Origin of the sequence: Paenibacillus campinasensis (assembly GCF_002272015.1) — a bacterium.
GTDB classification, from domain to species: Bacteria; Bacillota; Bacilli; order Paenibacillales; family Paenibacillaceae; genus Paenibacillus_AQ; species Paenibacillus_AQ campinasensis.
In genome coordinates, this window is record NZ_NPBY01000043.1 from 26271 (window position 1) to 52590 (window position 26320).

The 26320-nt window shown below is 54.2% G+C and carries 23 protein-coding genes; 1 reads left to right on the plus strand and 22 read right to left on the minus strand.

Features of this window, described 5'->3' with window-relative positions; all coding sequences use genetic code 11:
* Positions 1–84: 84 nt before the first annotated feature.
* The 17 genes from CHH67_RS13255 to uxaC form a co-directional block, all read right to left on the minus strand.
* Positions 85–828, minus strand: a complete 744-nt coding sequence (locus CHH67_RS13255) for a regulatory protein RecX (protein WP_095265666.1) — start codon at positions 826–828, stop codon at positions 85–87.
* An 88-nt stretch (positions 829–916) separates the two neighbouring features.
* Positions 917–1984, minus strand: coding sequence for a recombinase RecA (gene recA / locus CHH67_RS13260; RefSeq protein ID WP_095265753.1), 1068 nt, complete (start codon positions 1982–1984; stop codon positions 917–919).
* A gap of 331 nt (positions 1985–2315) precedes the next feature.
* Positions 2316–3581 carry a competence/damage-inducible protein A gene (locus tag CHH67_RS13265; protein ID WP_095265667.1) on the minus strand — a complete coding sequence of 422 codons (1266 nt, stop codon included), beginning with the start codon at positions 3579–3581 and terminating at the stop codon, positions 2316–2318.
* Between the two features lie 366 nt (positions 3582–3947).
* The gene (pgsA, locus tag CHH67_RS13270) at positions 3948–4529 is read right to left on the minus strand and encodes a CDP-diacylglycerol--glycerol-3-phosphate 3-phosphatidyltransferase (protein WP_095265668.1); all 582 of its coding nucleotides are present in this window, start codon (positions 4527–4529) and stop codon (positions 3948–3950) included.
* Positions 4530–4790: 261 nt separating this feature from the next.
* Positions 4791–5282: a YajQ family cyclic di-GMP-binding protein gene (locus CHH67_RS13275; protein WP_095265669.1), complete on the minus strand. Its 492-nt coding sequence runs from the start codon at positions 5280–5282 to the stop codon at positions 4791–4793.
* A 163-nt stretch (positions 5283–5445) separates the two neighbouring features.
* Positions 5446–5625: a hypothetical protein gene (locus tag CHH67_RS13280; protein WP_095265670.1), complete on the minus strand. Its 180-nt coding sequence runs from the start codon at positions 5623–5625 to the stop codon at positions 5446–5448.
* A gap of 75 nt (positions 5626–5700) precedes the next feature.
* Positions 5701–6627, minus strand: coding sequence for a helix-turn-helix domain-containing protein (locus tag CHH67_RS13285; protein WP_095265671.1), 927 nt, complete (start codon positions 6625–6627; stop codon positions 5701–5703).
* A 38-nt stretch (positions 6628–6665) separates the two neighbouring features.
* Positions 6666–7433 carry a DUF3388 domain-containing protein gene (locus CHH67_RS13290; protein ID WP_095265672.1) on the minus strand — a complete coding sequence of 256 codons (768 nt, stop codon included), beginning with the start codon at positions 7431–7433 and terminating at the stop codon, positions 6666–6668.
* A 206-nt stretch (positions 7434–7639) separates the two neighbouring features.
* A complete protein-coding gene (locus CHH67_RS13295; RefSeq protein WP_095265673.1) occupies positions 7640–7894 on the minus strand; it encodes a DUF3243 domain-containing protein in 255 nt (84 codons plus the stop codon).
* A gap of 104 nt (positions 7895–7998) precedes the next feature.
* On the minus strand, positions 7999–8769 hold the full coding sequence (gene ymfI / locus CHH67_RS13300) for an elongation factor P 5-aminopentanone reductase (RefSeq protein WP_095265674.1): 771 nt from the start codon (positions 8767–8769) through the stop codon (positions 7999–8001).
* Positions 8766–10049 carry an EF-P 5-aminopentanol modification-associated protein YfmH gene (gene yfmH / locus CHH67_RS13305; RefSeq protein ID WP_095265675.1) on the minus strand — a complete coding sequence of 428 codons (1284 nt, stop codon included), beginning with the start codon at positions 10047–10049 and terminating at the stop codon, positions 8766–8768. The genes ymfI and yfmH overlap by 4 nt, the downstream gene beginning before the upstream one ends.
* Before the next feature lie 3 nt (positions 10050–10052).
* Positions 10053–11333: an EF-P 5-aminopentanol modification-associated protein YfmF gene (yfmF, locus tag CHH67_RS13310; RefSeq protein ID WP_095265676.1), complete on the minus strand. Its 1281-nt coding sequence runs from the start codon at positions 11331–11333 to the stop codon at positions 10053–10055.
* Between the two features lie 125 nt (positions 11334–11458).
* On the minus strand, positions 11459–12274 hold the full coding sequence (gene sleB / locus CHH67_RS13315; protein ID WP_095265677.1) for a spore cortex-lytic enzyme: 816 nt from the start codon (positions 12272–12274) through the stop codon (positions 11459–11461).
* A 328-nt stretch (positions 12275–12602) separates the two neighbouring features.
* A complete protein-coding gene (locus CHH67_RS13320) occupies positions 12603–13709 on the minus strand; it encodes a glycoside hydrolase family 88/105 protein (RefSeq protein ID WP_095265678.1) in 1107 nt (368 codons plus the stop codon).
* 157 nt (positions 13710–13866) lie between these two features.
* Positions 13867–15375 carry a UxaA family hydrolase gene (locus CHH67_RS13325; RefSeq protein ID WP_095265679.1) on the minus strand — a complete coding sequence of 503 codons (1509 nt, stop codon included), beginning with the start codon at positions 15373–15375 and terminating at the stop codon, positions 13867–13869.
* Positions 15372–16877 (minus strand): tagaturonate reductase, encoded by a 1506-nt coding sequence (locus CHH67_RS13330; protein WP_095265680.1) that lies wholly within the window; start codon positions 16875–16877, stop codon positions 15372–15374. Before CHH67_RS13330 ends, CHH67_RS13325 begins: the two co-directional genes overlap by 4 nt.
* The gene (uxaC, locus tag CHH67_RS13335; protein WP_095265681.1) at positions 16877–18310 is read right to left on the minus strand and encodes a glucuronate isomerase; all 1434 of its coding nucleotides are present in this window, start codon (positions 18308–18310) and stop codon (positions 16877–16879) included. The genes CHH67_RS13330 and uxaC overlap by 1 nt, the downstream gene beginning before the upstream one ends.
* A gap of 165 nt (positions 18311–18475) precedes the next feature.
* Here uxaC and CHH67_RS13340 point away from each other — a divergent pair, with 165 nt between their 5' ends.
* Positions 18476–19360, plus strand: coding sequence for a helix-turn-helix transcriptional regulator (locus CHH67_RS13340; RefSeq protein ID WP_244908192.1), 885 nt, complete (start codon positions 18476–18478; stop codon positions 19358–19360).
* Between the two features lie 156 nt (positions 19361–19516).
* Here the strand turns inward: CHH67_RS13340 and CHH67_RS13345 are convergent, their stop codons facing one another.
* From CHH67_RS13345 to dapA, 5 genes are all read right to left on the minus strand, one after another.
* On the minus strand, positions 19517–22183 hold the full coding sequence (locus tag CHH67_RS13345; protein ID WP_095265682.1) for an FtsK/SpoIIIE family DNA translocase: 2667 nt from the start codon (positions 22181–22183) through the stop codon (positions 19517–19519).
* A gap of 60 nt (positions 22184–22243) precedes the next feature.
* Positions 22244–22486, minus strand: a complete 243-nt coding sequence (locus CHH67_RS13350) for a YlzJ-like family protein (protein ID WP_095265683.1) — start codon at positions 22484–22486, stop codon at positions 22244–22246.
* The gene (locus CHH67_RS13355) at positions 22483–23214 is read right to left on the minus strand and encodes a ClpP family protease (protein WP_179292126.1); all 732 of its coding nucleotides are present in this window, start codon (positions 23212–23214) and stop codon (positions 22483–22485) included. The genes CHH67_RS13350 and CHH67_RS13355 overlap by 4 nt, the downstream gene beginning before the upstream one ends.
* Positions 23215–23502: 288 nt before the next feature.
* Positions 23503–25182: a ribonuclease J gene (locus CHH67_RS13360; protein WP_095265685.1), complete on the minus strand. Its 1680-nt coding sequence runs from the start codon at positions 25180–25182 to the stop codon at positions 23503–23505.
* A 218-nt stretch (positions 25183–25400) separates the two neighbouring features.
* On the minus strand, positions 25401–26282 hold the full coding sequence (gene dapA / locus CHH67_RS13365; RefSeq protein WP_095265686.1) for a 4-hydroxy-tetrahydrodipicolinate synthase: 882 nt from the start codon (positions 26280–26282) through the stop codon (positions 25401–25403).
* Between the last annotated feature and the right edge of the window lie 38 nt (positions 26283–26320).

A 26320-nucleotide genomic window follows, 5' to 3' on the forward strand; every position in this document is an offset into this window, starting at 1 on the left:
AAAGATATTGTCAAGGGAAAGCGCTGGGGGAAACAGCAGCCATCCACCAACGCTTCCAATTCTGGCAGCGGAAGACGAGTTCAATTACACGAAATCGTCTTCCAATGCATCCTCATCCACTTCCTCAAACTCTTCGTCAATCAGCCGTTTCAGCACCTGGCGCACCTGTTCTCCGCCGAATCCTCTGCGCATGAGGAACGCCCCTGTCTTGCGCTTTCTGTCGAGCGGCTCCCCCTTCGTCTGCTGCCACTTCTTGCGGCCTATGACCAGCGCGCTCTCCAGCTCTTCCTCCGGGCTGACCTCGCCGAGCGCCTCCGCAATCATGCCGGACTCAATCCCTTTCTGTCTCAGCTCCTGCTTCACCCACAGCCGGCCTTTCTTATGGCTGGTCATGCGCTGCTGAGCCCACATCCTGGCGTATAGGCCATCATCGACCAGCTTTTCCCGCTCCAATCGCTCCAGCGTGTGGTCGATGCTTCCCTGCTCCCAGCCTTTCTGCTGCAGCCGCTGCGCAATTTCCTTCGACGTTCTCGGCTTCCGCTCCAGATACCGCAGCGCCTCTACATAGGCGCGATGCCTTTCATCCGCGGCCACAATTTCCTCCAGCGCATCCTTCCGGAAGACAGCCCCGTTGATCATCCGGTATTTAATCATGACATCCTCATGAACGGATAACGTATAGGGGCCAAATGAGATAAGGTAGCGATAGCGCTGCTTCTTCATCAGCTCGACCGCAGTGATAACCAGATCTTCATCTTCCGGAAAAGCGGCCAGTCCCTCAGCCTCGGCCTCCGTCTGCTCCTGCTCTCTATAGCTGTCGTTCTTCATCAAGCTCTCCTTCCTCGTCCTGAATAAAGAAGACCGCCCGGTGCGTGCACACTGGGCGGTCCCGCTTATGTGGTGAAGACGTTAGACTTTAGGCATTGTCCACTTCAAATAACGCTTGCTCCTCTTGCTCCTCTTGCTTCTTCTCGCTCTCGGAAACCTCTGGAACAATGGTTGTCAGATTGCTTGCTTCCCGAATCTTCTGCTCAATCACTTCGGCAATTTGCGGGTTCTCTTTCAGGAACTGCTTCGCATTTTCGCGGCCTTGTCCCAGACGATCGCCTGCATAGGAGTACCAGGCACCGCTCTTATCCACGATATCCAACTCTGTGCCGATATCGATAAGGCTGCCTTCTCTGGAAATTCCTTCACCGTACATAATGTCCAGCTCAGCCTGCTTGAAAGGCGGAGCTACCTTATTCTTCACAACCTTGATGCGCGTGCGGTTACCCACAACGTCGTTGCCCATCTTAATGCTTTCCACACGGCGCACGTCGAGACGAACGGTGGAATAGAACTTCAACGCACGGCCGCCAGGAGTCGTTTCCGGGTTGCCGAACATCACGCCGACCTTCTCGCGAAGCTGGTTGATGAAGATCGCGATCGTTTTCGATTTGTTAATCGCACCGGACAATTTACGCAACGCTTGCGACATCAGACGCGCCTGCAAGCCGACATGAGAATCCCCCATGTCCCCTTCAATTTCCGCCTTCGGCACGAGAGCGGCAACCGAGTCGATCACGATGATATCCACCGCGCCGCTCCGCACGAGCGCCTCAGCGATTTCCAGCGCCTGCTCCCCTGTGTCAGGCTGGGACAGCAAGAGCTCGTCAATGTTGACGCCCAGCTTGCTGGCATACGACGGATCAAGGGCATGCTCGGCGTCAATAAACGCAGCTTGTCCACCGGTCTTCTGTACCTCGGCAATCGCATGCAGCGCTACCGTCGTTTTACCGGAAGATTCCGGTCCATATACTTCAATAATCCGGCCTCTAGGCAAACCGCCGGTTCCTAATGCTATATCCAATGCCAGCGAGCCGCTTGGCACAATCTCCACTTGCATGTGGGTGGATTCACCCAGCTTCATGATCGAACCTTTTCCGAACTGTTTCTCTATCTGACGAAGCGCCATCTCCAGCGCAGCACGACGATCTGACAATTCTTCCACAACCCTTCACTCTTGATATTATTATCATACCTTGTTTTGACACGTTTGCCAAGCTTTTTTTCGAACATACATTCGTCTTTTTTTCGCGCGATCGCCTCCTGATGCGCTGCTGCCGCTCTCGTCCGCAATGACAAAAAACCGCGGCAACATCGTTTGATATGCCACGGTTCTTCCGTACTTCTACTATACTTGGTTCCGCTTGGGAATTCAAGCAGCCTTGCCAGCGAGCGCGAGGATTGCGAATCCGCAAGCTGCCGCGCCAGGCCCTGATCCATACATTTACATCCAACGCTTGAGAATATCTGAAAAAGCGGCAGCCGGATCAGCTCTCGCCGCGAGCAGCCATCAGTCGCCGCCACAGCCGGTAGAGCAGCGCTTTGGTCGCCCGGATTCGAATCGTCTCCCGGTTGCCCTGCAGATGAAGCTCATGCACCTCTGTCTCTTTGCCACGCTCGGCCAGCCCGATGTAGACGAGGCCCACCGGCTTGCGCTCGGCATAACCGGGACCGGCCACCCCGGTAACCGACAAGCCGAAATCGCTGTCCGTAATCATGCGCACATGCTCGGCCAGCACCTCGGCCACCTCCCGGCTGACCGCTCCGGGCGCTCCTTCGCCTTCCAGCAGCCCGTGCGGGACATGGACGAGCTTCTCTTTCATCTCGTTCGTATAACATACGACCCCGCCGCGAAACATCGTTGCACTGCCGGGTACGGAGGTGAGGCTTTCCATCACCAGCCCGCCCGTACAGCTCTCCGCCGCGCTCAGCGTCCAGCCCCGATCCGCCATCAGATCCACGATCACCTTCTCGATCGGCACATCTTCGCTCGCATACATAAACGCCGAGGCGCGCTCCCGAATCTTCGCTTCCAGCCCGTCAAGCTTGTCCATCGCTTCCGATTCGCTTGGCGCTTTGGTTGAGATCCGTACCGTGACCTCGCCTTCCTTGGCGTATAATGCGATGGTCGGGTCCGTCTGGGCCGTGATCAGATCCTGAAGACGCTCGTCCAGGGAAGACTCGCCGATGCCGGCGAACTTCAGCATTTTCGAGTAGATCGGCTGCTCATGGGTAAGCACATGCTGCATCAGCCACGGCTTCGCCTGCTGTTCGAACATCGGCATCAGCTCTTTCGGCGGGCCCGGGAGCACTATATAATGCACATCATCAGAGCTTACGGCGTTGCCAACGGCAAGTCCGGTCTCGTTGGGCAGCGGTGTGCCTCCTTCAATAGCGAGCGCCTGCCGCCGGTTGTTTTCCGTCATCGGAGTGCCCCGCTCCCTGAAGAAGCGCTCGATGGCGTCCATCGCCATCCGGTCGATGTGCAGTGTGCGTCCGAGGAATGCCGCCAGCGCATCCTTCGTCAGATCATCCTGGGTCGGGCCAAGCCCCCCGGACAGCAGAACGATATCCGCCCGGCTGCTCGACAGGCGCAGCGCGTCCTGAATACGCTCCAGGTTATCCCCAACCACTGTCTGATAATATACGTCAATCCCCAGAGCGGCCAGCTCGCGGGAGAGATACTGCGCATTCGTATTCACAATTTGCCCCAGCAGGAGCTCTGTTCCCACCGCAATAATTTCCGCTTTCATAACGACCATCCTCCTGTGCAATCACCTATATGCATGTTATTCACCCCAAAGATGCCCGGATGAAAACCGGTTATCCTTCCCTCAATTCCCTTAGTCTGGGCCAATATGTAAAGCCAAATGCCAACCTGCAGCCATAGGAAAACCGGCAGCCCTAGCAGACCTTGGTGTCTCTTCTGCCATCTTCCTCGGGGGGAGCCTCTGCCTCTTCACCAACATGGCTCCCGGCACGTTGGTACTAATACACCTCGACCATCGCGCCTGGTTGGAAAAGGACCTCAGCTTCACTGGACAGTGAAATGAGGTCCTTTCCTTAGCAAGCCGGATGTGTCCCCGTCATCCTAGGCACGATATGAGCGCAGCCTTTCATTATGCTTCCTTGAGCAAATGCCGGTTTTTGACAAAGTATTCCACGCCTGAGTAGATCGTAATCAAGGCCGCGGCCCAGATCGCGATATCCCCGAACGGAATATGCAAAAAGACAAACGGAAAGTCATTGATCAGCAGCGCCACAATGGCTACAATCTGAATCGTCGTTTTAATTTTGCCCGACTGTCCGGCCGCCATGACGGCACCGTCGAGCAGTGCAATCTGGCGCAGTCCCGTCACCGCAAATTCGCGGCTGATAATAACGATCGCAATCCAGGCATCGCATTTGCCCATCGCGACAAGGGAGATCAGAACGGCCGCCACCAGCAGCTTATCCGCAAGCGGATCCAGCAGTTTGCCGAGGTTCGTGACCATGTTGTTCTTGCGTGCCAAATAGCCGTCAATGCCATCCGTGCTGGCAGCCACAATGAAGATAAACGCTGCGATGAGCTGATTGAAAGGCAGCTCGTAGTTATACCACACCAGCGGAGCCGGGTAGAAACCAAAGTCAACGAGCAAAAAAACCATCATCAGCGGAATGAGACATATTCTCGCAATCGTTATTCGGTTGGGTAAATTCATGAAGCAACCTCCCTCACCTGGGGTTGTCTCGAGAACTCAGCCAATCTGCCGACCACTCGGGCAAGCATAACCATCATGTTCATGTATCGAAGAGGCTGTAATAAGCGTTCGTCGCTTTCCGTCATATTCATCCCCCAATAAGCTATGTATAAGTAATTACTGATATATCGTTTTTTAGTATAATGCTTTGCCTGTTGCGATGTCAAAAAGCGCCGTTACCCTTGACACCGCGCCCGCAGGAGGGGGATTATCGGGCGCTGCTTATTTCAAATTGGTGAATTGCAGATCCAGCGGCAGGTCCGCTTTGAGCAGCAACTGCATGACAGCCTGAAGATCATCCCGGCTTTTGCCTGTAACACGAATCTGATCGCCTTGAATCTGGCTTTTCACCTTCAGCTTCGAGTCGCGGATCAGAATGTTGATTTTCTTGGCATTCTCCTGATCAACGCCCTGCTTGAGCGACAGGCGCTGACGAACCGTCCCCATGGCCGCAGGCTCCACCTTGCCGTAATCTACGTTTTTAAGCGATAGACCACGCTTCACCATCTTCGTCTGCAAAATATCGATCACCGCATTCAGCTTATATTCATCGTCCGACGTAATGACCAGCACATCTTTCTCCAGGCTCAGGCTGCTCTTGCTGCCTTTAAAATCGAACCGGTTGCTGATCTCCCGTTCCGTCTGGGTAACCGCGTTGTTCAATTCCTGCATATCCATCTTGGATACAATATCAAATGAATGTTCCGAAGCCATACCATAACCCTTCCTTTCCTATCATTGTGTTCTTCTATTATAGGTAAAACCAAGGGTCAAGTCTAATTAACCTGTCACCTGACACATAATCTTCGCAAGCTTGACCACAGCCTAAAAAGACCCCGTTTCCAGCTGGCACGCCGAAAACGAGGTCCTGTCACAATTACGTCTGCTCCTTCGGCTCCTGCCGCAGTATTTTGCCGCGGAACATGCTCAGAATGCCAAGCACCACATGAGCCAGCCCGAAACCAAAAATACCATATCCCCATGCGTTCGGGATCAGATAATAGCCAAGAAGACTGACGATAATCCCTAAACTAACCACAATCCAGTTCACTGACATTTACATTCGCCCCACTTTACGGAAATGGATAACAGCACACACGATGCTATTTAATATTTCCCAAGCGGAAGCAAATTATTCGCCGTTCGTGTCCGTTTCCGTCGAAGCATCTGCTGCCTCCAGCACGATCCGTGAGGTCGTTTTTCCGTCCGTAACCTCATGCCCGCCTACCGTGATGGTGGTGGCTGCAGAATAACCCGATTTAATGTACATGCCTTGGCCGTCCAGATCATAGCTTACCGAAGCGCCATTTTCGAGATTGTCAAAATAAAGCCGCTCCCCTTGGGAGTTGGTGCCGCGATATACTTCAACCCAGCTCTTGCCATCGCTCGAAGCAGAGATCTCGACCTTCACGCCGGCTCCCGCTACCTTGAAGAAGGTGCGGTTGCCCTCGGTCCGATCCTGCGTTACCGTAGCTTGACCGACAGGCTCCTCCGGCTCATCCACCGATTCAGTCTCGCCGCCAGCCGCATCCGTTCCCGGTTCTTCCCCGCCTGCGCCGCCGCCTTCCTGATCGCCAGGTGTTTCGCCATCCGGATTGTTCTCGCCTTGGTCTGCCGGTTCTTCCTGCGTCACCGGCGGATTCGTGGCCGGCGGCGGGTCCGTCTTCGGATTGTTCGCCCCTGATGCATACCAGTAAATAACCGCAATAATCAGAATCGGAAAGGTCCACATGAGCAGCGTCGGCAGCCAACTCATGCTCCGGGACGATTCGGATCTGCTGGCCCGCTTCTGAATGACCGGCTCCATCGTCGATTCCGGTTCATTCCGCGGCACATCCTGCTTGTGCCCCTCCAGCAGTTCATCCGGATTTATCCCAACCGCCTCGGCATAGGTTTTAATAAAGGCACGCACGTAAAAACTGCCGGGCAGCACTTTGTAATCTCCCGCCTCGATGGCTTCCAAATATCGCTTTCGTATCTTTGTTATTTCCTGCACGTCATCCAGGCTCATTCCCTTCTGCAGACGCGCCTCTCTTAGTTGCTGTCCCAGTTCGGACATGCCATCACCTCCTATGAAAAATCATGAATATCCCTTAATTACAAATCATCATTATAAGAACCGGTGAACGTATCATAAACGATTTCTTCATCCGGATTGTTTCGCAATTCAATTAAAATATCAAAGTCATCATAAGAATATTCAGACTCACGCACAAAAATATCAGGATGCTCAATAACTTTTGTGCTTTCCATCTGCATCAGATCTTGCAGCAATTGATAATGCTTTTCGTTCGAGCGGATCGTGCTGACAATGCCGTCCACGATAAAAATGTTGTTCGGGCTCATCTCCTCTTCGGACAGCTGGCTGCGAATCGTCTGGCGCAGCAGCGTCGAGGAAACAAACGTCCAGCGCTTCATCGCGCACACGCTGCCCGCAATGATCGACTCCGTTTTGCCGACACGCGGCATTCCGCGCAGTCCGATCACCTGATTGCCTTCCCTCTTGAACAATTCACCCAAAAAGTCAACAAGTAAACCGAGCTCATCACGCGTAAAACGGAACGTTTTACGATCATCCGAGTCCCGGTCGATATATCGTCCATGCCGCACAGCAAGAATGTCCACCAGTTTCGGCGGTCTCAAAGCCGTGACGGTTATATTCTCCACTTTATTTAACATTCTGCCCATGAGCACAATTTTTTCTTCATCATCGGTCTCAATCAGCATGCCTCTCGTTTGCCCTTCGACACCGTTAATGGTCAATATGTTGACCTCCAGCATCCCCAGCACCGAAGCGATGTCACCGAGCAGACCCGGGCGATTCTTATGTATTTTATATTCCATGTACCATTGGTTCGATTTCAACGACAGACACCTTCTTCGGACTTCTATTCCATCATCTTTCGACATAATTAGCTCCTAAACAACCGCTCAGAAAGTCGAAATATAAAATGGGTCACGTTAATGATATATAAAATAAAATTGAAAGGCAAGTACAAAGGGATAACATGAACTTAACGATCTTGTTACTTGACAAAAAACCCCCGAATCGGGGGCTTTTCAATGACTCGTTACGCGTTGTTTTTGGCGAGTTTCACCATCAGGCGGGCGATCACGTGACGCTCTTCATCGTTGCCGACATCCCACAGTTCCTTCAGCGCACGGTTGGAAGCGTTTTGCGGGTCGACCTTCTCGTCAAGGAAGTCGCCGATCTCATAAGCAAGCTGAGCGATCATATCCTCGCTCATCCCTGATTTTTCAGCCTGAACGACACGCTCGCCAAGAAACTTCTTCCAGGAATCAAAGTTCTTGATTACGGATGACATGGTTTAAATCCTCCTTTTGCATTGTGGCGATAAAGTCACAATACTAATATGTCCCCATGCCAGAGCCGTTATGAGTGGTGAAATGCACCACCCGCTCATTCCCTTCAGGTTACCCAGCCGCCGTTCGGGCTGATGATTTGTCCCGTAATATATCCGGATTCAGGCAGCGCCAGAAAATACACCAGCGACGAAATTTCATCCGGCTGCGCCAGTCTCCCTGCCGGAATCTCCTCCTGCAGCAGCCGGATATCCTCCGGCTCCAGATGGTCCAGCATCGATGTATCCACCGCGCCGGGCGCCACCGCGTTGACGGTCACGCCCGACGGAGCCAGCTCCTTGGCGAGCGCCTTCGTGAAAGCGTTCACCCCGCCCTTGCTCGTTGAATACAGCACTTCACAGGAAGCGCCGGACATGCCCCATACGGACGAGACGTTGATAATTCGGCCAAAGCGCTGGGAAACCATTCGGCCCATAAAAGTCTGGGTACACATAAACAGCCCTTTCAGGTTGATGGACATCAGTGAATCCCATTCTTCCTCCGTCACGTCCGATAACAATCCGTAATGCGATACCCCGGCGTTGTTCACCAGAATATCCGGCTCCATGCCGTGGGCCTCCAGCTTCTCCCTCATGCGCACAATCTGCTCCTTGTCACTCAGGTCCGCGGAGACCGTCATCACCTTCGCCCCATGTGCCATGCAGCGCCGAGCGACTTCGTTGGCCGCCTCATGGGAATTGCGGTAATGCAGGACAACATTCATGCGAACCGAGGCAAAGCGCTCGGCAATAGCTGCGCCGATCCCTCTGCTCGCTCCCGTCACCAGGACGGTCATTTCCCCGATCGGTTTCAGATCCTCTCCCATCATCTCACTCATGCGGGGCTCAATACGACAGAGACGGCCATCTGCTCCCAGTCCACATGTTCGGCCAGCCGCTGGTTGACATCCTCAAGCGTAATGGATTCATAGACCGGCAGCACCTTGAACAAGTCAGCGCCTCTGAATTGATAGCGGGTAAATTCATGGGCGATATTTTCCGGGGAATTGAGCATGCGCAAATATCCGCCCATCTTTTTCTTGCGGGCCCGCTCGAAATCCGCCGCCTGGAAGCCGGCAGACTTCAGTCTGTCCACTTCCTCACGAATGCGCGAAAGCAGCAGATCCGGGTCCTTCGTATCTCCGCCTACCGCAGAAAAAGCATACTGCGGCGAGCTGTTATATTCATGGCCGAAGCTGTCGGAGATCAGATCCTCATCGTAGAGCTTCTGATACAGCTCGGTGCTGGAGCCAAACAGCAGATCAAGCATGATCTTGGTCGTCAAATCCCGCTTCAGCTGCTCCTCGCCCGTCAACCCGACCTGCTTCTCCTTGAAGCCGAACAAGCATTTCGGCAAGGATACGGCAAGACGGCTCTCCTTGCGTTTCTGGGCAACCTCCTGCGGCTCCGGTTCGAACAGCCGTTCAATGCTTCCCTGCTTCTCATAGGATTTGCGTGCCTGGTTGCTGCGAACCCATTCCATCGTTTCCTCCGGATCCACCCCGCCGACAACAAACAGCAGCATGTTGCTCGGATGGTAGAAAGCGTTGTAGCAGGTGTACAGATCCTCCTTCGTGATCGTGCCGATCGACTCCACGGTGCCGGCGATATCGATGCGAACCGGATGTTCCTTATACAAGGCCTCTATCAGGCCGAAGTAGGCGCGCCAGTCCGGATTGTCCTGATACATGTTGATTTCCTGGCCGATGATGCCCTTTTCCTTCTCCACATTTTGATCGGTAAAATACGGGTTCTGGACAAAATCAATCAGCGTCTCCAGGTTGTCTTTAATGTTCTCCGTTGCGGAGAATAGATACACCGTCTGGTCAAAGCTCGTAAACGCATTGGCCGATGCGCCGCTCGAGGCAAACTTGGCAAAAATGTCGCCCTCCGGCTCCTCAAACATTTTATGCTCCAGAAAATGGGCAATGCCGTCAGGCACCCGCACCTCATTCTGGCCTTCTACGCGGAAGTGGTTGTCAACCGATCCGTACTTCGTGGCAAAGGTGGCATAGGTTTTCTGGAAGCCAGGCTTCGGCAGCACATATACATGCAGTCCGTTGTCCATCGCTTCATAATACAGCGTTTCCTGCAGATTGTCATAATGAATGCTTTGCACCGGCTATTCCTCCTTTTGGCCTTTCAAGAAGTAGATCGTATCCAGCGTAAACGCTTCGGCCGCCTTCTTCACATCATCCACGGATACCTCCGCGACCTGGGCCAGCATATCATCCGGCGAGCGCTCGCGTCCCGACAGCTGACGGTTGAAATCGTAAGCGATAATCTCAAATGCCGAATCCTGCATCTCCTTGATCACATTCCGGATCATCGCCTTCGTCTGCGACAGCTCCAGATCGGTGATCGCACCCGCTGCCATATCATCCAGCTGCTTGCGGATAATATCGACCGCCTGATCAAAATTTTGCACCTCGATCCCCGATTGGATCGTAGCAATCCCCTTGTGTCCGTCGTAACGGGAGGAAGCGTAATAAGCGAGGCTCGCCTTCTCGCGCACGTTCACGAACAGCTTGGAATGCGGATAACCGCCAAGGATGCCGTTATACATCAGGGCAGAAACGTAGTCATCATCGCCATACGTGATCGACCCGCGAAGACCCATGTTCAGCTTGCCCTGGTTAATGTCGAGCTGCTCGATCACGGTCTCGGCCTCGCCGGCTGCCTGCCGAATGACAGAAGGCGCGTACTCGACCTCAGCGGTCCGATTCAGCTTGAAATGCTGCTCAACAAGCGCCTTGACCTCTTCAAGCGATGTATCGCCCACTACGTACAGATCCAGAGAAGATTGCTGCAGCCAGGCCTGATACGCCTCATACAGTCCCTCCGGCGTAATTCCGTCCAGGTCTTTGCGCTCCCCGAGCGGGTGCAGGCGGTACGGCTCGTTTTTGCACATGACTTCAATACAGCGCTCTGCCGCATACCGGATTTTGTCATTGACGATGGATTCCAGCTTCTTGCGCACCGTATCCCGTTCCGTCATCACATAGGATTTCCGAAATGCGCCGTTCTCCAGCACCGGCTGCGTGAACGCTTCTCCCAGGAAGGAAAAGGACGAAGCCAATAAACTTTCCGGACTTTGTACAAAAGAATCATTGATCGTATCCATCCGGAAATGGACGATCTGGTAATCACCGCGTTTGTACACATCAAATCCGAAGCCCGCGCCATACAGCTGCTCCAGCCGTTCACGGAAGGCCCGCGTCTCCGGATAGGAGACGGTCCCTCTCCGCAATACAAACGGTGTGAGCGCCGTGGAGGTGACGGTATCTTCAGCCAGCGGCGTTCCGGCATACAATGAAATCGCAAATGTTTTAAAACGGCGCGTTGGCAGCACATGAATACGGATGCCTCCGGCGACGCCGTGTTCAAATTCCGCTTTTGTCAAGGTTCATAACTCCCTTAGCTCAAGGATTGGTTTTGCCATCAATTCCCTCATTCGTTAACTTTCATTCTAACCTAAGCCAAAGTGAAGAAGCAACCGAAGACAAGCCTCGGTTGCTCCTGATACGGCTACATACAGAAGATGTGCTGGCCTATCGTTTTAACCTGAGGCCGTGACCAGATCCACTTGGACGTGGCTGTTCTTGGGTTGAAGTAATAGAGGCAGCCACCCGATGGGTCCCAGCCGTCGATCGCCTGCATAACCGCTTTGCGCGCCTGGTCGTTCGGCTCCAGCCAGATCTGTCCGTCCGCCACGGCCGTAAACGCTAGCGGCTGGAAGATCACGCCGTGAATCGTGTTCGGGAATTCCGGGGATCTAACCCGGTTCAGAATGACCGCAGCGACGGCAACCTGTCCTTCAAACGGCTCTCCGCGGGCTTCGCCGTATACGGCGTTAGCCATGATCTTCAGGTCATTCTCCGATAGCCCCATCGTATTGGCAGAGCCCAGATTGCTGTTGATGTTGTCAGCGGCCTGCTCGCCGCCGCCTCCTCCGCCACCACCGCCGCCGCCTTCATGTTGCTTAGGCTCGGTCGGCTTCCAATCCTTCGTGGCATTGTACAGCCGCAGCTTCACCTTCGGACCGACAATCCCGTCAACTTTCATTCCGAACTCGGACTGAAACCATTTCACAGCTCCTTGTGTTTTGGAGCCGAACACGCTGTCGATCTTCCCATGATAGAAGCCCAAATATTTCAGACGCCCCTGCAGCTCGTAAACATCCTCACCGTAAGAACCGAATTGCAAAATGGCATCGCTGAAGCTCGGCAACGCTTCCTGGGCGGGATACTCGCTGTCTGCCATCTTGAACCTGCCCGGAATCACCAAAGTCGCCGACACTAAAATCGCGATGGCCATCAGAAGCCAAATTTTCGAGTTTTTCATGCTGCGCTCTACCTTTCTCTTGTGGTTTAACAGGATTGCTAAGGTTATTATGACAACACTGCCAGTTTCCTATGCACTCCTTGCCTTCACCCCGTCGCATTCATGAATGCCAACAATTGACCTCCGATTTTTATAGAATAAAAAAAGCCGCTCCACAAGGGAGCGGCAGCGCTTACAACAACCTTTCGCCCGCGGCCGAGAAAAAGTCCGTCCGCCTGTTCACAGGCTCCATGCAGCCATGACTATCAGCCACATGGACCGCAACGTCGCCTCCACCGTATAAACAGATACACCTATAACCAGGCCACTTCTATTCGAACTACCTGGTCTAGCTCTCGCTGCGTCCGATCTCGACACAGGCCATGACAAAGGCGCCGACACCGTGCAAATCATTCTCGCTGCGCGGCCGTTCTACATAGTGTTTATAATCTCCTACGCCTGTTCCTATACAAATCTCCGGCAGGACCAGGAGGCCTTTGTCATTGTTATAGACAGTCCGAAGCAGACCTTCAAAGCCTCGATTGGCCGCTTCCTTGAAGGAAGCATCGAGGCAGGACAGCCGCGCTCCCTTAGCCAGGGCATACACAAACAGGCTGGTGCAGGACGTTTCGAGCCAGTTGTCGGGCCGATCGCCTTTGTCCAGCACCTGATACCACAGCCCGCTCTCAGGGTCCTGGTAACGCACCAGCGAACCGGCAAGATCGCGCAGCGCCTCCTCCAGCACACCGCGGCCTTCATGGCCAGCTGGAAGCATATCTAGAAACTCCACAAGCGACAGCGCATACCATCCGAGCGCCCTGCCCCAGAATTCCGGCGAGCGGCCGGTATCCGGATCGGCCCACGGCATCTTCTTGCTCTCATCCCAGGCATGATGGTACAGCCCCGTCTTCTCATCCCGGGTATGGGTCCGCATCAGCTTCTCCTGATACAGCACCTGCTCAAACAGCTCCGGTCGGTCATAACGCAGGCCATACTGCATCGTGTACACTCCGCCCATGTAGAGCCCATCCAGCCACATTTGGTACGGATATTTGTCCTTGTGCCAGTAGCCTCCCTCGGTCGTCCGGTTCATCGTGGACAACAGATGCAGCAGCTTGTCGGCAGCCTTTCGGTATCTGCTATCCCCGAGCGCCTCATCCAGCTCGAGCAGCAGGAGACCGGCCTGCACCGAGTCCAGCTCGCCCCGATCGAGCAGCAAATTGCCGTGCTCGTCCACGAGATGATTCACATAGCCTTTGATATAATCCAAATATTGGTTATCACCCGCAACCTTCCACAGCTGGAACATGCCGACGAGAAATACCCCCTGATGATAATGCCAGCGTCCAGCGGGCGGCAGCTCCTCCGGAGTGTACGTTTCCATAATAGCGCGGCAAGCTTCGGCGGCCGCCGTTAACGGCGATAATTGGACCTCTTTCTGCGCTTGATTGGACATCCCTTATCTCCCCTTTTCCATTGGTTCAGGATTTTCGCTTCTTCGTATGATGCAGGACCTTCATTGATGCATGGTGCTCGCTGCTGATGATTCAGTGATAGTACACATAGCGAGGGTACACATAGCCACAACCAGTATTTACCTTCCTACATGAACGCTACAGAATGACACCATCCTTGAAGATCGATATTTCCCGGAACTCATGCTTCTCGTTATTCGTTCTGCGGCTTCCCGAGGCCAGGTCAATGATATAATCGAGCAGTTCCCCCTGCACCTGGTCCATCGAGCTCCCCTCCAGCAGCACGCCGGCATTAAAGTCGATCCAATGCGATTTCCGCGCGGCAAGCTGGGAATTGGTGGAGATTTTCACGGTCGGCACCGGACCGCCGAACGGGGTGCCTCTGCCTGTCGTAAACAGCACCAGATGCGCGCCAGCGGCAGACAGCGCGGTTACCGATACGAGGTCGTTCCCCGGCGCTTCGATCAGATTGAGACCGGTTTTCACGGATCTTTCCCCATATTTGAGCACGTCGGTGACGATGGCACGACCGCCTTTTTGTGTGCAGCCGAGCGATTTTTCCTCCAATGTTGTAATGCCGCCATCCTTGTTCCCCGGTGACGGATTCTCATACACTTCCTGCCCATGACGGATAAAATACTCCTTGAACCCGTTAATAAGCTGCGTAATATCCTCGAATACCTGACGGTCAGCCGCCCGCTCCATCAGAATTGTCTCCGCGCCGAACATTTCCGGCACCTCGGTTAACAGGGCGGTCCCGCCTTGCGCGGTGACGGCGTCAGCAATTCGCCCCGCGAGCGGGTTCGCTGTAATGCCTGACAGCCCATCCGAGCCGCCGCATTTAAGCCCGACCCTCAGCTTCGACAGCGGCACCTCAGTCCGTTTGAACTGCTCAGCATAGTCGACCAGTTCTTCAATAAGCTCCAGACCCGCTTCCAGCTCATCCTCGATCTCCTGCGTTCTGAGATACTTCACCCGTCCCGGAGGAACCGGGCCGATCAGCGCCTTCATCTCGTCAATCTGGTTGTTCTCACATCCGAGACCGATGATCAGCACGCCAGCCGCATTGCCATGCTTCGCCAAGGAAGCCAGCAGCTGCTGCGTATGCTGCAGATCATCCCCAAGCTGGGAGCAGCCATACGGATGCGGGAAGTGATACACCCCGTCAATGCCGCGGTCTTTAAACTGCTGATTGGCCATTCGCGCCAGCAGTTCACAGGTTTTGTTGATGCAGCCCACCGTATTTATAATCCAGATTTCGTTGCGGATGCCCGCCTCGCCATCTTCCCGAATATAGCCTTGAAAGGTCCGCCGCTCCCCAAGGGCCGGTGACACCGTCTGCGAAGAGGAGGGACGGTATTCATATTCCAGCTTGCCGGACAGGCCCGATTTCAAGTTGTGGGTATGAATCCAGCTGCCGGGTTCAATCGCCGCCGTTGCCACACCGATCGAATAGCCGAATTTGATGACATGGCTGCCCTTCTCGATCGGCCGCAGCGCCAGCTTGTGCCCTTTCGGGATGTCTTCCCGCGCCTCAAAGGCATGCTCCTTGCCATCGATGACGCAGCGCGCATGCTCGCCCGCAGCCAGAGGCTTAAGCGCAATACCAACATCATCTTTCGGATGAAGCACGATCATATCGTTCATCGTTCCACCAGCTCCATTTCCTGAAGATAGCCGCACACCGCTTCATGCAGTCCGGTTATGGCGTTCAGATTCTCATCCCACAGCTTCTCCGACCCGAGCAGATCGCTGGCCAGGCCGGACAGCTCCAGCTCTCCGCTGCGATAACGCGCCCAGGCGCCCTCGAACAGGGCCAGTGCTTCCTCATCATCCTTCACAGGCACGCGCTGGCCGTCCAGCCGCTGACCGAGCCACTCACCATCCCTCCGGATGACGTCGTACAAGCGGATCAATGCGGCCAGCCCTTCCGCGATGGTCGGCGGGATCACGCCATGCAGCTGAACATAACCCTTCAGGCTGGGAAGCAGACGGACTTTGAACTTGGATATGCTGTTCATGGAAATGTCGGCCAGCTTATGGCGAATGAATGGATTCCGGAACCGTTCCCATACGGACTCGGCGTAGCCGAGCGATTCCTCTCTTGAAATCGGCACGGAAGGGACTAGCTCCTGCTCCATGGCGGCCTTCAGCTTCGGGCCCCATACCGGATGCTCCGTCACCTGCTTCACCTCGTCCACGCCGTAAATCCGTCCAATCGCGGCCATGAGTGTGTGGGTACCATTGAGCAGACGGACTTTGCGCGTCTGAAACGGTGTCAGATCATCCACCCATTGCACATTCAGGCCAGCCTTATGAAAAGGCAGTCTTTCCCCCAGCGCTGGCTCCCCTTCAATCGCCCAGAAATGATAAGGCTCCGTCGCATTCAGCATCCGGTCCTCATATCCCCACCTGTCATAATAAGTTTCGGCCTGCTCCGGAAATCCGGTCACGATCCGATCCACCAAGCTGTTCAAGAACCGGTTGTGATTCCTCACCCAGCTCGAAAACGACGCGGGCAGCTTCCAATCCTCGGCATGCTGAAGAACGATGCGCAGCAACTCATCGCCATTGCGCTCCAGCAGCTCGCACGGCAGGATCAGCAAGCCCTTGGCGGGATCTCCCTTGTAATGCTCATATCGCCGGTACAGCAGCAGCGCCAGCTTGCCCGGAAACGAAGCGATCGGTTCCTCCGGCTTCCAGGCAACCTGTTCATAGCGGATCCCCGCCTCCGTTGTATTGGATACAACGATCTCCAGGTCGGGACTTTCGGCAAGTCCGAGAAACTCCGCCCATGCTGAATAAGGATCGATCATCCGGGAGAAGACGGTGATTAGTCGCTCTTCCTCGATGCGCTTCCCGCCAAGCAGGCCTCGGGTCAGCAGCGTATAGATCCCATCCTGGGATGCCAACTGTTCAAGCTTGGCCTTTCCGGAAGGCCTTGGCTGCGTAACGGCAATCCCTCCCCGAAACAGCCCTTTCCGATTGCACTCATCCACCATCCAGTCCACAAATCCCCGCAAAAAATTGCCTTCTCCGATCTGAAGCACCTTCACCGGGTATGTCTTCAGCTCATCATATTGGCGGGCAGCGTCCGTTCCTTCAAGCGAATGACGGCCAAGCTGACTTCTTCCTGCGTCTGTCTTCATCAGGACTCACCAGCCTCATCGGACGCTCCGAACCGGAAGTAGGCTTCTGCATTGTTGTAGCAGATCGCCTGGACCATCTCACCCAGCCACGCCGGATCATGCGGTGCCTCGCCGCGCTCCACCCAGTCGCCGAGCAGATTGCACACGATTCTGCGGAAATATTCATGGCGGGTGTAGGACAAGAAGCTGCGGGAATCGGTCAGCATGCCGACAAAACGGCTGAGAAGCCCCATATTCCCCAGCTTGCTCATCTGGTCGATCATGCCGTCCTTTGTGTCATTGAACCACCAGGCCGAACCGAACTGGATTTTGCCCGGGATGCCGTCACCCTGGAAGCTGCCAATGAGCGCGGCGAGAATGTCGTTGTCTCTTGGATTGAGGGAATACAGAATCGTCCGGGGCAGCGCCTGCTCCTGATCCAGACGGTCCAGCAGCCGAACGAGCGGCGTTGCGAGCGGCGCGTCACCGATGGAATCATATCCTGTATCCGGGCCGAGCGTCTGGAACATGCGGGTATTGTTATTCCGCTGTGCATTGATATGGTACTGCATCGCCCAGCCAAGCCGGGCATAGATTTTGCCTAGATGGAGCAGCGTGAATGTCTTGTACTTCACTTCTTCCTCCCGGCTAACCCCGGAACCTTGAAGCGCTTTCAGAAAAATAGCGCCCGCTTCTTCCTGCGTCGTCTCGGCATAAGGCACATAATCCAGCGCATGGTCGGATACCCGTCCGCCAACGGAGTGGAAAAATAGTGCCCGGCTCTCAAGGGCCTTCAGAAACGAATCATAGTCCGAAATGGTGATGCCACTAGCTTCCGCCAATTTAGCCACCCAAGGTACAAACGTATCCCGGTTGATTTCGAGCCCCTTATCCGGACGGAATGACGGCAGCATCCGAAAGCCCGGCGCATCCTCCTTGGACAACTTGATATGGTACTCCAACGTGTCGGTTGGATCGTCTGTTGTACACACCACCTGCACATTGCTGGACTTGATCAGCCCTCGGGTCGTCATATCGGCTTCGGCCAATCGCGCGTTGGCCTGCTCCCAGATGTGCGGCGCTGTCTTTTCACTGATGATATCGTCAATGCCAAAAATGCGGCGAAGCTCCAGATGCGACCAATGGAACAGCGGATTGCCCAGCGTCATCGGTACCGTCTTGGCCCAGGCGAGAAAGCGGTCATAATCGCTTGCTCCACCGCCGCCCGTAATCAGCTCTTCCCTTACCCCGTTGGCCCGCATCGCGCGCCACTTATAATGATCACCGTCGATCCACGCTTCGGTCAGGTTGCGGAACCTGTGGTTCTCGTATATCAACTGCGGGCTTAAATGACAGTGATAGTCTATAATCGGCATCTTCTTAGCATACTCATGGTACAGCGTCTGGGCCGTGCGGCTGTGTAACATAAAATCCTCATCCATAAATGGTTTCATCGGTTCACCACCCCTATAAAGTTACCTCCATCATATAGCATCATCAGTTGTAAAACTTCACTTTTTTTGCTCATATAAGCTGTAATTCAACATATCCTGCCTTCCTATAATTTGGTACACTAGAGTTGTTCAGGCACGTCTTCACGTAAGAAAGGAGCAGCGCCGATGAAATCAGAAATGATGGGAATGATGCCTCATATGGAAGCAAACGCAATGACATTTGGCGAAGAAGAAGGCGAGTTTTATTACGATCGCGTACACCGGATCGAACCTTTCGAACGAAACAACCATTATCACGGAACGTATGAAGTGTTTTATTTGGTGTCGGGAGAGCGGCATTATTTTATCAAGGAGAAATTGTATGCCATTCAAGCCGGGGATCTGGTATTCATCAATAAGTTTGATGTGCATAAAACATCGGGGCTCGGGGACCCGGAGCATGAGCGGATCGTCATCAACTTTTCCGACAACTTCGTCAACGCCAGCCAGCCGCTTCAGCCGCCGGGCCTGCTCAGCCTGTTCAAGCTTGACCGCCCGCTGCTTCGCCTCAGTCCCGACGAGCAGCAAATCATGCGGTCGCTATTTCACAAGATGGAGCAGGAAATTGCAGAACAGGCACCGGCGTATGAGCACATGCTTCGCATTCTGCTGACAGAACTGCTGATCCGAGCAGGCCGCATGCTGGATTCGGCGCCAGCCCCGGCACCGGTTTCCAACAATCCGCTGCACCAGAAAATAACCGACATCGTCAAGCACATCCATACGTATTATTCGTCCAAAATTACGCTCGACGCCTTGTCATCGACATTCTATATAAGTCCATACTATTTAAGCCGCATCTTTAAAGAAATTACCGGGTTCACGATCATCAACTACGTCAATCTGACCCGCATCCGGGTAGCCCAGCAGCTGCTGAATGATACGGACATGAAAATTGTGGACATTGCGGAAGCGGTAGGTTTTGAAAGCCTCACGCACTTTGACCGCACCTTCAAGAAAATGATGGGCATGACCGCCAGCAAGTATCGCAAAGGAAGCGGCGCCGGCTAAACTGAAAAGCCCCCGGCTGCCGCATCCCATCGATCCATCCATGGCAGCTCTGCCAAGGGAAACATGCATCGGGTCATACATATGAAAAAACCGCCCCTTGGGGAGGGACACGTCGGTGTCCACTCCCGCAAAGAGCGGTTACTTTCAAGATTCAGATCAACTGATTCGGTTTTGCTGGTATTGCTCCAGTGACATCAGCACCTCGCGCGGCTTACTGCCTTCATACGGACCGATGATCCCTCGCGCCTCCATGGAATCGATCAGTCTGGCGGCACGGGTGTAACCCACCCGCATCCGCCGCTGAAGCAGCGATACCGAAGCCTGCTTGGCCTCAAGCACAATCGTCACCGCCTGATCATACAGCTCATCCAGCTCTTCATCTTCGGCCGATGCGCTGTCATCAATCTCCGGCACGATCGATTCATCGTACTCCGCCTGTCCTTGATCACGGACGAAGTTGACGATGTTCTCCACCTCATAATCGCTCATGAATGCCCCTTGCACGCGGATCGGCTTGGATGAGCCCATCGGCATGAACAGCATGTCCCCCCGGCCAAGCAGTTTCTCGGCCCCGGCCATATCCAGAATGGTCCGGGAATCGACCTGGGAAGATACGCCGAAGGCAATCCGGGAAGGTATGTTGGCTTTGATCACGCCAGTAATGACGTCAACCGACGGCCGCTGGGTTGCAATGATCAGGTGGATGCCCGCTGCCCGGGCCATTTGGGCCAGGCGGGTAATCGCGTCCTCCACATCGTTGGCCGCCACCATCATCAAATCAGCAAGCTCGTCCACGATCACTACGATGTAAGGCAGAACAGCTGCCGGATTATCCTTCATCAATGCATTATAGCCTTCAATGTTACGCGTCCCGGATTTGGAGAACAGTTCATACCGCTTCTCCATTTCAACGACGATCTTCTTTAGTGCCAATGAAGCCCGCTTCGGATCGGTCACCACCGGAGCCATCAGATGTGGAATCCCGTTATATACGTTGAGCTCGACCATCTTCGGGTCAACCATCAGAAATTTCACTTCGTCCGGCTTGGCCTTGTACAGAATGCTGGTAATAATGCCGTTGATGCACACCGATTTGCCCGAGCCGGTTGCCCCGGCGACAAGCAAGTGTGGCATTCGGGCTAGGTTGCCGACAATCGTCTGCCCCGAGATGTCCCGCCCGAAGGCAATCGACAGCTTCGATTCCGCTTCCTGGAACACCGGCGTCTCCATCACCTCTCGCATGGTTACAATGGACACCTCATGGTTCGGCACCTCAATGCCGATCGCCGATTTGCCCGGGATCGGCGCTTCCATCCGGATATCCTTAGCCGCGAGCGCGAGCGCAATATCATCGGTCAGATTGACGATGCGGCTCACCTTCACCCCGATATCCGGCTGAATTTCATAACGGGTAACGGACGGCCCGCGGACAACCTCCAGCACCTTGGCCCTTACGCCGAAGCTTTCCAGCGTCGCCTCCAGCTTGCGGGCTGTCTGCATATAGTCGCTCTGGTCGCCCGCCTTGCCGCCATTTTTAGGCTTGGATAACAGGCGGAACGGCGGCAGCTTGTATGGCTTCGGCGGCGGCACCGGCGCAGCTGCGGCTGCCTGGCCGCTCTCTTCCCCACTGCCGCCGGCAGCGGCTGCCTCCGCCTGCTGCCCGGCCTCATGATGACCGGCCTCATCATCTGCTGGCAGCTCTTCATAAGCCACCTCATCCACTCCGATGTCTCCCGGTATTTCCGCAGCCGGGCTCTCGGAGGAGAGGGGTGGCAGCTCCAGGTCATCGACTTCCTCTTCCTCGCCTTTCCCTTCCTGCTTCACATGCTCGAAGAAGTCGCGAATGATCGGTGAAGAAGGCGAAGCCGTGCCCATATCAGGAGTGGCCGTTTCCGGCTCAGTCTGGCTGAACACAACCGCTTCCGCGGCTCCAGGCGCGCCGACCTCGCCTCCGGTCGTGTAAACCGGCGGCCCGCCCTCCAGCTCGTCCTCCTCGGGAGCATAAGCAGAAGCAGGCCGCTTCTCTTTGCTGAAGATGTGGAAGATCGGGAATGTCCCCTTTCGCTTCGGAAGCTTCAGCTGCTCCAGATCTTCGAGATCATCCGCTTCGTCATCGTCATAATCCTCCGGCAGCTTGATATTCTGTTTCGCAGATGTTTTCGCTGCTGCCTTGCTCCGCGTTTGATGCGCGTTCAGCTGCTTCTGGATTCGCTGTCCCGCCTTCGCCACCCGGACGCGGAACATCCGCATCAGATCGACGTAGGACAGATTTGTAATTAGCATAAAGCTGATAAACAGCATTACAATCATAATCAGTCTTGCCCCTATGCTGCCAAACAGCGTCAGCAGTAACGCAAATTGCAAAGCGCCGACATATCCGCCGCTGATGTCTTTACCCATAACAGGATGAGATCCGTCTGCCGGTTTGCCGCCAATAAGCTCACCCTGCAAATCACTATGTATCTGGCTCAGCACATTGGAACCGGTCAGCTGACCAATCGGAGCCAGCTTGGATTCAAGTCCCGATATGCTGCTCATCAACGTCAGCGACAGAACAAGAATAAGAACACCCGTCTTCCTGCTGTTCCAGCGGCGCGGCCATTTTCGATGAATCATCACCATCAATCCGTAGTAAATGGCAATCAGGGGGATGATAAAATAATACTTGCCGAGCAAGTAAGCCGACATCTTCGAGAGCGAACGCCCGACAGGAGCTTCTCCCGACAGCGCGATCACCGCCAAGGTCATCAGTACGATGCCATATATTTCATATTTCAGTACAGCTGCAAATATCGGCTTCTTTTTTCTCCTACGTTTTGCCAAAAGAGTCACCCCCGAATCCATATTATATCATATATTCGGTGGCGTACCTATGTTCTGTTTTCAGCCTTTCGAATCATTTTCCAATGTCGGAATATACCGAATCATGCGCCCCGGCGCATAATCCGGATTCAAGTAATGGTGAAGCTCGCAATCCAGCAGCCGCACGATTCGAGCCTGCTCCTCACCCAGCAGCTCGACCTCCATCAGCACGCCTCCCAGCCGGATTTCCTTCAGTGGTATCGGCTCGGCTGGAGGCGCAAATTGCCACAGCATCTCCTCAGGTACAATGCTATACCAGATCATTGGGTGATGCCTCCCGCATGCGCCGATTTGCGTTCCGTAATCATGCTGTTCAGCCGGTTCAGCGCCTGCCCGATGCCGCCTACTTCATCCATCAATCCAAACTTAACCGCATCCGCTCCCGATACAGCCGTCCCGATATCCCGGTTTAATTCGCCGGTTTTGAACATCAAATCCTTGAACTGATCCTCCGTTATTTTCGAATGACTTGTGACAAAACGGACGACGCGCTCCTGCATCTTCTCCATATATTCGAACGTCTGCGGAACACCGATCACTAAGCCGCTCATCCGGATTGGGTGAATCGTCATCGTTGCGCTTTCCGCGATATACGAATAGTCAGCCGCTACCGCAATCGGCACGCCGATGCTATGGCCGCCGCCAATGACTACCGTCACCGTCGGCTTATTAAGAGAAGCAATCATCTCCGCAATGGCCAGGCCAGCCTCTACATCCCCGCCTACCGTATTAAGAATGATCAGCAATCCTTCAATCCGCGAATTTTGCTCGGCGGCCACCAGCTGAGGGATCATATGCTCATACTTGGTCGATTTGTTCTGAGGGGGAAGCACAATATGCCCTTCGATTTGACCGATAATCGTCATGCAAAATATGTTGGAATCCGCGCTGCCAGGCACCGCCGTCTGTCCCAGCTGCTGAATAGCTTCAGCCACGGTTGCCTTCTTCCCTTCCTCTGTTCCCACAGGCGGATTGCCTGGCGCTCCATTCATCCTGATGTTGCGATCTGTTTGCGTCCGCTCTTTGTCCATGTGCTGATCCCTACCTTGTCTTTATATAGTCAGGGCCGTTCATCACGGCTACGTCTTAGTATGGCAAACGGCCATACCGTTTTATGCCTGGGACAGCACTGGGACATGAATTCCTCCGCAAAATTCCATCACACAACAAATAAGCCTCCTCTCGCAGGAACCGTCCATATTACCTGCGAGAAGAGGCGACTGTGTGCCTAGTTATACAATTGTGCTCATTAGCTGCAGACGAATAAAGCTTAATGTCAATTAAACTTCCATGATGATCGGCAGGATCATCGGTCTGCGGCGAGTTTGTTCATACAGGAAGCGGCCCAAAGCGTCTTTCACGCTTGTCTTCAGAGACGCCCACTCGTTCACATTCTCGCTCATCAGCTTCTGAAGCGTGCTGGATACGATGCGGTTCGCCTCGTCCAGAAGCCCTTCGGATTCCCGTACGTATACAAAACCGCGGGAAATGATGTCAGGGCCGGATACGATCGCTCCGCTCTGCTTGCTTAACGTTACCACGACAACCAGAATGCCGTCCTGGGACAACAGCTTGCGATCGCGAAGCACGATATTGCCCACGTCACCTACACCCAGTCCGTCAATAAGAACGTTACCGGCGGTAACCTTGCCTGCTTTTCTGGCTGATCCGTTCTGAATCTCGACAATTTCACCGATGTCGGTAATGAAGATATTGTCCGGATCCACTCCAACGGATTCCGCCAGCAGTGCGTGACGCCGCTGCATTCTGTATTCACCGTGAATCGGAATAAAGAACTGCGGTTTCATCAGGTTGAGCATCAGCTTCAGCTCTTCCTGGCTGCCGTGTCCGGATACGTGTACGCCGGAATTGGAGCCGCTGTAGATGACATCAGCACCAAGACGGAACAATTCGTCAATCGTCCGGCCCACATATTTCTCATTGCCCGGAACCGGAGTTGCCGCTATGATGACGGTGTCGCCTGGCAGTATATCCACCTTGCGATGCGTCGAGCGGGCCATGCGGGTCAGCGCCGACATCGGCTCGCCCTGACTGCCTGTGCAAAGCACGACCACCCGGTCAGCAGCCATCTTGTTCACTTCTTCCGGCTCGATAAGCATGCCGTCAGGGATGTGCAGATACCCCAGCTCTGCTGCGATCGAGACGACATTCACCATGCTTCGTCCAATGACGGTTACTTTGCGGCCCGACGACTCCGCTGCATTAATGACCTGCTGAATCCGATGAACGTTCGAAGCGAAGGTCGCGATAACGACACGCTGCTCGGCTTTGCGGAAAATGTCTTCCAGAACGATGCCCACACTTCGCTCCGAAGGTGTGAACCCGGGTTTTTCCGCGTTCGTGCTGTCGGACAGGAGTGCAAGCACGCCCTTGCTTCCGATTTCAGCCATACGCTGAAGGTCGGCATATTGATCATTCACCGGGGTATGGTCAAACTTGAAGTCCCCCGTATGAACGACATTGCCTTCCGGTGTTTCGATGCAGATTCCGACGGAATCCGGGATGCTGTGGTTCGTTCTGAAGAACGTAGCCTTCATCGTGCTGCCAAGCTCAACTTCGGAATCGGCATGAATCAGAATCCGCTTCGTCTCTCCCAGCAAATTGGCTTCTCTTAGCTTGTTCTCAACCAAGCCAAGCGTCAGCTTCGTCCCGTACACAGGTACATTCAAATGTTTCAATACGTAAGGCAGTCCGCCGATATGGTCTTCATGACCGTGGGTAAGCAAAATGCCTCTCACTTTGTCACGATTCTCCGTTAAATAGCTGATATCAGGAATAACAATATCAATGCCCAGCATATCCTCCTCAGGAAATTTCAATCCCGCGTCCACGACAACGATGTCGTTGGCATATTGGACAACATACATGTTCTTCCCGATCTCACCGACGCCGCCCAAGGCAAAAATCGATAGTTTATCGCTGCTAATTTTCTTTGACAAAAGTTCTAACCCTCCTAAAGTTTTTGGACGTCGTTCTAATCGTTATATTAAATTTCAAAAAAATACCGCACCCAGTCACTTGAACTCATTATACATGAAGAAAAAGTGAAAACACAAGTCAGCCGATCCCGTGTGCTTTAGGATGCCCTTGTACAGCTCTTTTAAACGAAAAAGCCACCCGTCCAAACAGACGAGCGGCTTCCTATCTCCATATGCAATTACAGATTGGACAACAAGTGGTTAATAAAGGCTGCCTCGCGTTCAGTTGGCGCTACAAGCGGCAGACGAACGTCTCCGACCTGGTACCCTCTTTGCACAAGCGCGTACTTAACGGCCGCCGGGTTCGGGAGCGGCTCCGGGCATTCGAACAGCCCTTTAAAGAGCGGGAATAGCTGCTGGTGAAGCCGAGCGGCTTCCTTTACCTGGCCATCGACATAAGCTTGAATCATCGCTTTCATCTGTGCGCCGGCCACGTGGCTGGCGACACTGACGATGCCATAAGCACCGACCGCAAGCGCCGGCAGCGCTGCTGAATCATCGCCGGAATAGACGATAAAGCCTTCCGGAGCCCCGGCAACAATCGCCGTTACCTGATCGATCGAGGCACATTCCTTCGTGGCTACCACATTCGGAATCTGGGCCAGACGCAGCGTCGTTGCTGCGCTCAAGCTGATGCCTGTGCGTCCAGGCACATTGTACAGCATCACAGGCAGCGTGGTCGCAGCGGCGACCGCTTCAAAATGTCTGTACAGCCCTTCCTGATTCGGCTTGTTGTAATAAGGCGTTACGAGCAGAATGCCATCCACGCCGCACTGCTCCGCTTTTTTGGTTAGTTCAATGGAATGGGCCGTGTTGTTGCTGCCCGTGCCGGCGATGATTTTGCTTCTTCCGGCAGCGTGTTTGACCGCAAAGCGGAACAGCTCCAGCTTCTCCTCTTCGGTCAGCGTCGGCGATTCGCCTGTCGTACCTGCAATGACCAGCGCATCCGACTTCTGGTCCTCAATCAGATGATCGATAAGCCTTGCCGTCTCGTCCCAATGAATGGAGCCATCCCCGCGAAAAGGCGTGACCATGGCCGTAATTAATCTTCCGAAATCCACCTTGATTCCCCCTTGAAAACGGTTGTTGCCGGTAAATC